At 38.7% G+C, this 9,409-nt stretch carries 9 protein-coding genes; 3 read left to right on the top strand and 6 right to left on the bottom strand.

Going from position 1 to position 9,409, the window contains the following annotated elements:
* Together AC22ZQ_RS09310 and AC22ZQ_RS09305 are read right to left on the bottom strand one after the other, a co-directional pair.
* On the bottom strand, positions 1-255 hold a 255-nt coding region (locus AC22ZQ_RS09310), incomplete at its 3' end, for a TAT-variant-translocated molybdopterin oxidoreductase (protein ID WP_318958509.1).
* Between the two features lie 29 nt (positions 256-284).
* Positions 285-1,622 carry a c-type cytochrome gene (locus AC22ZQ_RS09305; RefSeq protein ID WP_318958508.1) on the bottom strand — a complete coding sequence of 446 codons (1,338 nt, stop codon included), beginning with the start codon at positions 1,620-1,622 and terminating at the stop codon, positions 285-287.
* A gap of 282 nt (positions 1,623-1,904) precedes the next feature.
* Between AC22ZQ_RS09305 and AC22ZQ_RS09300 the strand changes: the two genes are divergently transcribed.
* Together AC22ZQ_RS09300 and AC22ZQ_RS09295 are read left to right on the top strand one after the other, a co-directional pair.
* On the top strand, positions 1,905-2,408 hold the full coding sequence (locus AC22ZQ_RS09300) for a hypothetical protein (protein WP_318958507.1): 504 nt from the start codon (positions 1,905-1,907) through the stop codon (positions 2,406-2,408).
* 86 nt (positions 2,409-2,494) lie between these two features.
* Entirely contained in the window at positions 2,495-4,450 is a 1,956-nt protein-coding gene (locus AC22ZQ_RS09295; protein ID WP_318958506.1) for a YgiQ family radical SAM protein, read from the top strand.
* 104 nt (positions 4,451-4,554) lie between these two features.
* Here AC22ZQ_RS09295 and AC22ZQ_RS09290 read toward each other — a convergent pair whose 3' ends face one another.
* Positions 4,555-5,205 (bottom strand): signal peptidase II, encoded by a 651-nt coding sequence (locus AC22ZQ_RS09290; RefSeq protein ID WP_318958505.1) that lies wholly within the window; start codon positions 5,203-5,205, stop codon positions 4,555-4,557.
* Entirely contained in the window at positions 5,206-5,589 is a 384-nt protein-coding gene (locus AC22ZQ_RS09285) for a TraR/DksA family transcriptional regulator (protein ID WP_318958504.1), read from the bottom strand.
* A gap of 320 nt (positions 5,590-5,909) precedes the next feature.
* On the opposite strand from AC22ZQ_RS09285, the gene AC22ZQ_RS09280 reads away from it, so the two are divergent.
* Positions 5,910-7,070: an iron-containing alcohol dehydrogenase gene (locus AC22ZQ_RS09280; protein ID WP_318958503.1), complete on the top strand. Its 1,161-nt coding sequence runs from the start codon at positions 5,910-5,912 to the stop codon at positions 7,068-7,070.
* Positions 7,071-7,272: 202 nt separating this feature from the next.
* On the opposite strand, the gene AC22ZQ_RS09275 is transcribed toward AC22ZQ_RS09280, so the two are convergent.
* Complete coding sequence (locus AC22ZQ_RS09275; protein WP_318958502.1) at positions 7,273-8,532, bottom strand: TlpA family protein disulfide reductase; 1,260 nt, start codon at positions 8,530-8,532, stop codon at positions 7,273-7,275.
* Between the two features lie 65 nt (positions 8,533-8,597).
* Positions 8,598-9,278, bottom strand: coding sequence for an alpha/beta fold hydrolase (locus tag AC22ZQ_RS09270; RefSeq protein WP_318958501.1), 681 nt, complete (start codon positions 9,276-9,278; stop codon positions 8,598-8,600).
* Positions 9,279-9,409 lie beyond the last annotated feature (131 nt).

Here is a 9,409-nt window from a genome sequence, read left to right as displayed (position 1 = left end):
GTTAACTGGTTTGTTAACGTAAGGCACTGCTTTTGTAACAGGCGCCTCACATGCCGCTACTGTAGCAGCTGCAACACTAAATCCTAAGAATTTTAAGAAATCACGACGTGGAGTTGATGTCTCTTTCAAATTCTCATCAGCCAAGAATTCATCCACGGTAATATCGTTCGAAAACTCTTTGTCTCTTGATTCAAGAAACTCAGGAGTCTCGTTCAATTCTTCTAGACCTTTCCAATATTTTCTATTCGTTGCCATATTCCTTTTTAGCCTTCTTCTGAATTAAATTAATAGTGACACTTTGCACACTCCCAACCGCCAAGCTCTTTGACAGTTACTTTTCCGTCTTCTAAGTATCCTTCGTATAAAGATTTGTCGTTGTTCAATAAACGACGGTGAATTTCGTCATAGTAAGAATCACCTTCAACACCTTCTGCCAATGGACCTCCAGAAATTTCTTTCGCTCCGTGACATTCGATACACCATCCCATAGTTAAGGTTGGTTTCGTTAATTTGATGTTTCCTTCGATTTCTGATAATTCTTCCACTGGAACTACACGAGCAGTTTCCACTTGCTTCGTCATGTCTCCGTGACATTGCTTACAATCAACTCCACCAACTTTTACGTGTTGAGAGTGGTTGAAGTAAACGTGGTCTGGTAAGTTGTGCACTTTATTCCAAACGATAGGCTCAGTTTTTCCAGAGTACTGACCTCCACCTTCTGGTGAGAATCCAGCCGCATCGTAAATCTTTTGGATTTTCGCTACTTGCTCTCCTGAACCTTGAACTTGTTTGTGACAGTTCATACAAACATTAACTGTTGGTAAACCTGCAGTTTTAGAATCTTCTACAGAGTTGTGACAGTATTTACAATCAATTCCATTCAATCCAGCGTGCTTGCTGTGCGGGAAATCAATTGGCTGTGATGGTTGGTATTCTGTCATTACGTTTACACTGTACAAAGTAAGGAACAACCCTACGATTAATGCAATTACGATAACAGCAGAACCTAAACCAACATACAATCTGTATTTCCAAGCCCAAGCTTTAAATTCTTGTGCGTATGTTAAACCTGTGTCTTCTGATTCACCAGCAACCAATTTCAACTGACGACGTACACCACCAACTGATAAAATGATTACAATGAAGATTGCTCCTAAGATCAACCATACAAATGATAAAGACTCTTCTTCTTGAGTACCTCCAACTCCTTCTACAGGCGCACCAGGTGCAGCAGCTACTTTCTCCTCTTGCGCATCTACGTAATCAAAGATTGCAACAACTTGCTCATCTGTTAAATCAGCAAATACTGACATAGCCGTTGGAGACCATGTTGAAACCTGCTTAGCATATGGATCCATCGCCACAGCCTTTTGCCAGTTCTGAACCCACTGAATTACAGAACCTTCTTTAGCTCCACCATCTTCCCATTTCTTACGTACTTCGTAAAGTTTAGGACCAGTCATATCCTTGAATACTTGGTGACAAGTAGCACACTTCGCCTTAAACAGACTCTCTCCTTCTTGTGCATACGACTGAGAAGCACCCATAAACAGGACGCTCAACACCAGGGCTATGGCCCACTTTATATCAACTCTAAACATCTGATTATTAGATATTTTCATTTATAATTCGTTAATTTCCTATGCTAATACACAGTTTTCATCGGGAGCAAATTTAACGGTTCTAGCTGTTTTCATGACAGTTTTATGACAATTTATTGGAAGTCCAGTTTAATTTAAAATCATTCTAAATAAACCAAAAGAGCCACATCTTTGCTTTAAAGTAATTGTCAACCACTTACAGTTTTTAACAAATTTTCACCAAATAATAATTAAAATAGGAAGCTTACGCGGGCAGAATTTTTTCAAATGACTTATTTTATACTTTTGTAAAAAATCTATCACATGAAATTTTGGACGCTCTTAATCGCACTTTTTACTTTCGCACAATTATCTACTGCCCAAAACACGTGGTGGAATAAACAAGATACTACAGAAACTACTGTTTCAGCAGATACCGCAAAAGTTGAAGTCCCTTCACAAGACGGAGAGGTAACCATAGAAAAAGACTACCGAATAGAAGAGTTTGTAAAATTTAAAGGAACCACCGTTCCTCCAGCATATGGTCCACAGATTTCAGGATACAGAGTTCAAATCTTTTTCGACAATGATAGAACTGCTGTGAACAAAACCAGAGCAGAATTCATTCAGAACCACAAAGACGTTCCTACCTATATAGAGTTCAAAGCACCGAACTTTAACCTTAAGGTTGGGAACTGTAGAACAAAATTGGAAGCTGAAAAATTAAAAGCCGAATTACTAAAAGACTATCCAACGGCCATCGTTATTCAAGAAAAAATATACCTTCCAAAGGTTCAAACTCCCGCACAAACTACAAATCAGCAGTAGCTATTATCGTCTACCTTACAACAAAGGGCATTCTTCGATCTTCCCGTAATGTTCTTCTTAATTAAAGCTATATCTTTGCACTAATTATGGAGCAAAGACCGATTACAGATTGGCTTCCTTTAACCAAAAAGGAAGTTGAAAAAAGAGGATGGGAAGAGATAGATGTAGTAATCATATCGGGAGATGCCTACGTGGATCACCCCGCATTTGGTACTGCAGTTATTGGTCGTATTATTGAAGACGAAGGATTTCGCGTAGCAGTAGTTGCGCAACCGAACTGGAAGGATGATTTAAGAGACTTCAAAAAATTCGGTAAACCCAAATACTTTTTCGGTGTAACAGCTGGTTGTATGGATTCTATGGTGAATCATTACACAGCCAACAAAAGATTGCGTTCTACAGATGCATATACCGCAGGTGGACAGAGCGGGTTTAGACCCGACTACGCAACCATTGTTTACTCCAACATACTTAAAGAACTTTATCCAGACGTACCCGTATTAATCGGTGGTATTGAGGCATCTTTAAGACGTGTTACCCATTACGATTATTGGAAAGATGAATTAATGCCTTCTATCTTAAAAGATTCTAAAGCAGATATGTTGGTATACGGTATGGGAGACCAGCCCTTACGAGACATGCTTAGACTTTTAAAGAAAGGGGTACCCTTCGATTCTTTAGGAACCGTTAAACAAACGGCAGTACTCAGACCCAGCTCCGAACCTTTGCCGAAAAACAAAAACTGGAATACCGTTGAACTCGCTTCACACGAAGAGTGTTTAAAGGACAAATTAAAATATGCCGCCAACTTTAAAATCGTAGAAGTTGAATCTAACAAGTGGCAAGCCAATAGAATTATACAACAAATCGGTGATCAAACTTTAATTATCAATCCTCCGTACAAAACAATGACGGAGAAAGAAATTGATACTTCATTTGATTTACCCTATACGAGACTTCCACACCCTAAATACAAAAAGAGGGGTGCCATCCCTGCATTTGATATGATACGTTTTTCGATCAACATGCACAGGGGATGTTTTGGAGGATGTAGCTTCTGTACCATCTCTGCTCACCAAGGTAAATTTATTGCCTCTCGTAGTGAGCAATCTATTTTAAATGAATTAGACCAAGTAACAGAAGATCCAGACTTTAGAGGATACATTTCTGATATTGGTGGGCCCAGCGCCAACATGTATAAAATGAAAGGAAAGGATGAAGACATTTGTGCGCGTTGTTCTTCGCCTTCATGTATACACCCCGTGATTTGTTCTAATCTCGACACAAACCACAGCGATATGACGCAGCTCTATCGTAAAGTAGATGCTCACCCTAAAGTGAAAAAGGCATTTATCGGTTCTGGAATTCGTTACGACTTATTGGTAGATGATTTTAATAAGAACAATGAAGACGGAAACCACGATGAATATATAGAACAAGTTGTGACCCGTCACGTTAGTGGGCGACTTAAAGTAGCACCAGAACATACCAGTGATGCAACCCTACGTGTTATGCGTAAACCTTCTTTTAAAAACTTCCATGCTTTTAAAGAAAAGTACGATAGAATTCAGAAGAAGCACAACATGAATCAGCAATTGATTCCATACTTTATCTCCTCTCACCCAGGGTGTGAAGAACAAGATATGGCGAATTTGGCGGCGGAAACCAAAGACATGGGGTTCCAATTGGAACAGGTACAAGATTTCACACCTACTCCAATGACCGTTGCAACAGTAATCTATTACGCCGGAGTTCACCCATATACCTTAAAACCTGTTTATACGGCAAAAACTCGAGATCAAAAACAAAATCAACACAAGTTTTTCTTCTGGTATAAAAAAGAGAATAGACATTGGATTAAAAGCAGATTGGAAAAGGCGGACCGTCAAGATTTAATTGAAAAGTTAATCGGTTCAGAAACACAGTTTGCACAGCGTAAGCCGAGTCAACATAAAAAAGGCAAAGCTCAAGCTCAAGGGAAAAAAGAAGTACCAGAGTGGTTAGCAAAGCGTAGAAAGACCGAGAAGAAAAGAAAGAAATAAAGGGAAGGCTGTCTGTAAAGACGGCCTTTTTTTATAGGGACATCTTAACACAAAAAAGGGCCTTCTCAAACGAGAAAACCCTTTATTTATCTTTTGATAAGTTCTTACTTATTGAAGTATTTCTTCTGACGAACAACGACCATAAGTATACCTACTGTGATTGCCCCATCCGCTAAATTCCATATTGCTGGAAACACCTGCCGACCGCCTAACCAAGGCATGCTTTCAGGCCATTCCGCATCAAACTGAAACATATCTACAACGTTTCCTAAGAGGAATCCTGTGTTTCGAGCTTCCACCTCATGCTCTACACCAAAACTAGTGCAGGACATCAAGTTCCCAGAACCTTCCAATTGGTTGAAAGGGATACATGGGTCAAAATCGAAAATAAAATCATAGAAGGCTGAGTCTATTAAATTACCGGTTGCACCAGCCAAGACAAAAGACAATGCTACCAAATATTCGGTTTTCGCACCTTCTTTAATTTGCTTAATGATGTAGTAAATAATACCTGCTATGGCAACCACTCTAAAAATAGACAAGGCTAATTTTCCAATCAAACCTCCTCCTAAAGTAGTACCGAATGCCATTCCCTGATTTTCGGTATAATTCAAAACGAACCACTCGCCTAGTATGTTTTCTGCCGGTGAGTATGGACCATAGTTGGTTTTAACCCAAATTTTGATGATTTGATCTGCAATCAAAACCAACAACACTAAAATACCTACGAGTAGGAACTTTTTGTTCTTTTCCATCTAGCTTGCTTGCGCGTTTTTAGCATCAATGCTCAACGTTGCGTGCGGCACTAATTTCAATCTTTCTTTACGGATTAACTTACCTGTAACTCTACAAATTCCGTAAGTTTTATTTTCTATCCTAATTAAAGCGTTCTTTAAGTTTTGGATGAACTTTTCCTGACGTGCCCCCAATTGAGCTACCTCTTCTCTTGATAATGTTTCTGATCCATCCTCCATCATGTTAAAGGTTCTTCCTGTATCATCTGTTCCGTGATCATCTTTGTGAGAAAGTGATCCCTGTAACAAATCCAAATCTTCTTTCGCTTCTGCTAACTTCTGTAGAATCAAATCTTTGAATTCTTGAAGTTCTTCGTCTGAGTATCTAGTTTTTTCTTTTGCCATGGTGTTTAGTTTAAAACCGTTAAAAACGGCACTGTTACTAGGAAAACAAATATAACCTAAAAAGGGTTGCATGCAAGTCTAGCCATCACTTTTTGAACGCTAGTTATTCACAAGATTTCAACCATTTCATAATCAGTTAAATCTAGCTTAACCACTTCTATAAAGATAATCCAAATCAACGATTTTATTTCAATCATTGGTCACCTCGTTCCCTTTCCCATGAAAAAACCATATTCTACTTTGAACTTTGAGTGTAAGGCCTAACTTTGTTTGTAAGCATTGAATCGAAAGAGATTATTAACGAATAACACATACTTAAAATGAATAATTTTGATTATTACAACCCAACAAAAGTTGTATTCGGAAAAGATACCTATGAACGTATTGCCAGCGAAATAGCGCTACATACTTCTGGCAAAAACATATTGATTACATACGGAGGCGGAAGTATTAAAGCCAATGGTGTTTACGACAGCGTAATGGCCGCCTTAAAAGATTTCAATGTTCTAGAATTCGGAGGAATTGAACCCAACCCACAGTACGCAACGTGTATGAAAGCCATAGAACTCATCAAAGAAAATGAAGTTGACTTTGTACTCGCCGTAGGAGGTGGTTCGGTAATCGACGGAACTAAATTTATTGCAGCAGGTGCAACTTACGCCGGAGATCCATGGGACGTTTTAATGCGCAAAGAAGGATGTGCTTTTACAGATAGTATTCCTTTTGGAACCGTACTTACACTTCCAGCCACAGGGTCTGAAATGAATTCAGGTGCAGTTATCTCTAGAGAAGAGTTGAAAGAAAAAAGAACCATGGGCGGACCGCAATCTTTCCCTAAATTCTCTTTCCTAGACCCTTCTGTTGTGGCTACTTTGCCAAAACGCCAAATTGCCAATGGAATTACCGATGCTTTTATGCACACTTTAGAGCAATATTTAACTTACCCTACCGACAATAAATTGCAAGAACGCATTGCTGAAGGAATTTTAATGACCCTAATTGAAACAGCTCCTAAAGTAATGGAAGACCCTTCAAATTACGAACATGCTGCCAACCTTATGTGGTGTGCAACCATGGCCTTAAATGGAACCTTACGCGCAGGAGTAGCTTACGATTGGGCAACACACATGATTGGACACGAATTAACGGCTTTACACGGTATAGACCACGCCAGAACTTTGGCCATTATCGCACCGCGTTTATTTGAAGTAAAATTTGAAAACAAAAAAGAAAAGCTCGCACAATACGGTGAACGCGTTTGGGGGGCTACAGACAATAAAGCACAAGACGCTATTGTAAAAACTAAATTATTCTTTGAGTCATTAGGTATAGATACTACCATTTCTGCATACGATACGAACAATGCAGATACTCCAAAAATCATTCGCCAACGCTTCGAAGAAAGAGGATGGACAGGTTTAGGAGAACGCGGAGATCTTACACCTGAAGAAGCTGAAAAAATTGTTGAGATGGCTTTGTAAAAGGTTTATCATAAAAAAACAAAAACCGATGTTCCATTATTTAGGACATCGGTTTTTTAGTATTCTAATTCGGCAAACGGCCGGGTCTTCCACTATAGTCCGCAAGCTAAAACCTAAGTGTTTTGAAAGTCGTTCAGCTCCACTTCCGGTGGTCGTAAAGCTTCTCAACAAAACCCTAAGGCCTTACCTTTCGGCGCTGCCGTTACACCCCCTGTTTGGGAGTAACTTTTGCTTTTTCTATCAAATCCATTAACTTATCTGGCCTAATATTCATGTCTAAAATCTTTCCCGAACCATCTAACAAAACATTTCTCGGCATTCCTTCTACTTTGAAAGCTTCTATTATTTCAGGAGTAGATAGCGCATTCGCCCATTCCATATCATATTTATCCATGAAACTTTTCACCGTTTCCACATCTTGTTCATAGTTAATACTCAACATGTATACCTCATCGGTATAATCCTTATTCAAGGCAATCAAATCTGGCATTTCTTGCTTACATCCTCCACACCAAGTTGCCCAGAAGTTAAGGTAGATGTATTTCTGACCTTTTAAACCAGCATAAACACTCCTTGAACCTTCATCAACATTTTCTAACACAAAATCAGGTAAAGTATCTCCAACTCCTAATCGCGTAAGTAGCTTTTTAGATTCAAGAGGTTTAATTTTCATTGAGCTACCATCAGCAGCTATCTCGAGTATTTGAAAAACATAATGCTTAGAATTAAAAAAACTCATGGAATCTAAAGTAAGTGCTCCTTGATATTCTGCCGTTCTAGTGATTGATTTACCAAAATCTCCAAAAACTAGTCTATCCCTCCCAATGGTATTAAACGCACCATCCGTATTTACATCAAAAAGACCTATTCTAAGTGAATCTCCTTGATAATTGAAATCTCCAACGGATAAACTTTTTCTTTTGCTCCAATAAAACCCGAGGTGTTTCCCTCCTGTACTTAATTCACCTATCATCCCATTGATTTCTTCATAAATGGAGTCTGCAGGTTTTATTAACGTATAATCAGAACAAAGTTCTTTTTTTCTACCATCGCATATACGAACGAGTAAAAAATCATCTTCGAACGTAGAAGATTGCTCATTTGCTGCGAACATAAAATCATTGTTGTTATCTAACCAAAACTTAGGAGCAGAAGAATTATAATTTCCAACTATGAACAAAACTTCCCTATTAATAGCTCCCTTATTTTCACCACTAAAATAAAAATACCCGTAGGCCGTATCCTGTATTTCAGACAAATCAGGTAAAACCAAGCGCTCTTTTATACTATCCTCTATTCCTGAATATGGATAATATACTGAAAACCCCTTCCCTCCCGTCTCGAAACTCTTTACTAGGTCGACATGTATAAATTCGTCGACTTTTTGGGATGTATCAACCTTCACCTCAGAAGAACAAGCGAGGAGTAAAAGGCTACTAATTATAAAAAGGAAATATTTCATAAAGTGGTTTTAAAGTTTACTGACAAGAATAGTGGTTTTATGCCGCCTTTAAGGCAATAACACTCTTAAAAATCCTTAATAAAATTCACCAATACTTCAACATCCACAGATTCCAACAAATGCTTGGCTCCTTCTATCACTTCCATGTTAGCATGGGGTAACAATTGTGCAATCTTTTCAGTTTCTTCTCGCGTAACCATGTGGTCTAAACTGGCCCAACCCAGCTTAACCTGATGTTGAATTTGTGTAAAATCATTATCCATGAGTTTTGCTCCTTTACCCATATTGAGCATCATCTCAGCAGTTTTAGTCATGACCACCTTCCAATCTTGAGGAGCATGTTCATCTTTCAATTTCTCTGCAAAGGCAGGTACTTTCTCCTCTACCTTTTCTGGATTTAACATTTTTACTTCTTGGGCCGCAGCTTCTGCTGACCAATCGAATTTCGTCCCTAAAGTGATGATCATCCCAATGGCTTCTGGCTTTTTTAAGGCCGCGCTCAAAGCCACGTAACCGCCCATGCTGTAACCGAAAATTTGGGCTTGAGAAATTTCATTCTCCTCTAAGTAGTCCAACAAATTATCTCTGAAACGCGCAATAGAATATTCTACCTCCAAGGCTTTGCCTCCATGACCGTCAAAATTTAGGGTGTGCACATCAAAGTCATTAGAAAGAACTGATTTCAATTCCTTAAATTGTTTGGAGCTTCCTAATGCACCATGTAAAAGAATGAGGGGTTGTTTCATGTTTCTGTTTACTAAAAATTCGGTATTATCTTAATACATTAATATGACCATAAATTTGAACCGCTTCACGTTCCGGAAGGTCGTATTCTAACCTATAGATATAGGTTCCATTGGCTACAACTTTTCCTTTG

This window comes from Lishizhenia sp. (assembly GCF_057456495.1).
The sequence above is the reverse complement of the archived record's forward strand: the minus strand, read 5'-3'. Positions and strand labels throughout refer to the sequence as shown.

Excerpts from the sequence above, each read along its gene's own strand:
- AC22ZQ_RS09305 (WP_318958508.1), bottom strand. The coding sequence starts at position 1,622 with ATGAAAATATCTAATAATCAGATGTTTAGAGTTGATATAAAGTGGGCC.
- AC22ZQ_RS09300 (WP_318958507.1), top strand. The coding sequence starts at position 1,905 with ATGAAATTTTGGACGCTCTTAATCGCACTTTTTACTTTCGCACAATTA.
- AC22ZQ_RS09295 (WP_318958506.1), top strand. The coding sequence starts at position 2,495 with ATGGAGCAAAGACCGATTACAGATTGGCTTCCTTTAACCAAAAAGGAA.
- AC22ZQ_RS09290 (WP_318958505.1), bottom strand. The coding sequence starts at position 5,205 with ATGGAAAAGAACAAAAAGTTCCTACTCGTAGGTATTTTAGTGTTGTTG.
- AC22ZQ_RS09285 (WP_318958504.1), bottom strand. The coding sequence starts at position 5,589 with ATGGCAAAAGAAAAAACTAGATACTCAGACGAAGAACTTCAAGAATTC.
- AC22ZQ_RS09280 (WP_318958503.1), top strand. The coding sequence starts at position 5,910 with ATGAATAATTTTGATTATTACAACCCAACAAAAGTTGTATTCGGAAAA.
- AC22ZQ_RS09275 (WP_318958502.1), bottom strand. The coding sequence starts at position 8,532 with ATGAAATATTTCCTTTTTATAATTAGTAGCCTTTTACTCCTCGCTTGT.
- AC22ZQ_RS09270 (WP_318958501.1), bottom strand. The coding sequence starts at position 9,278 with ATGAAACAACCCCTCATTCTTTTACATGGTGCATTAGGAAGCTCCAAA.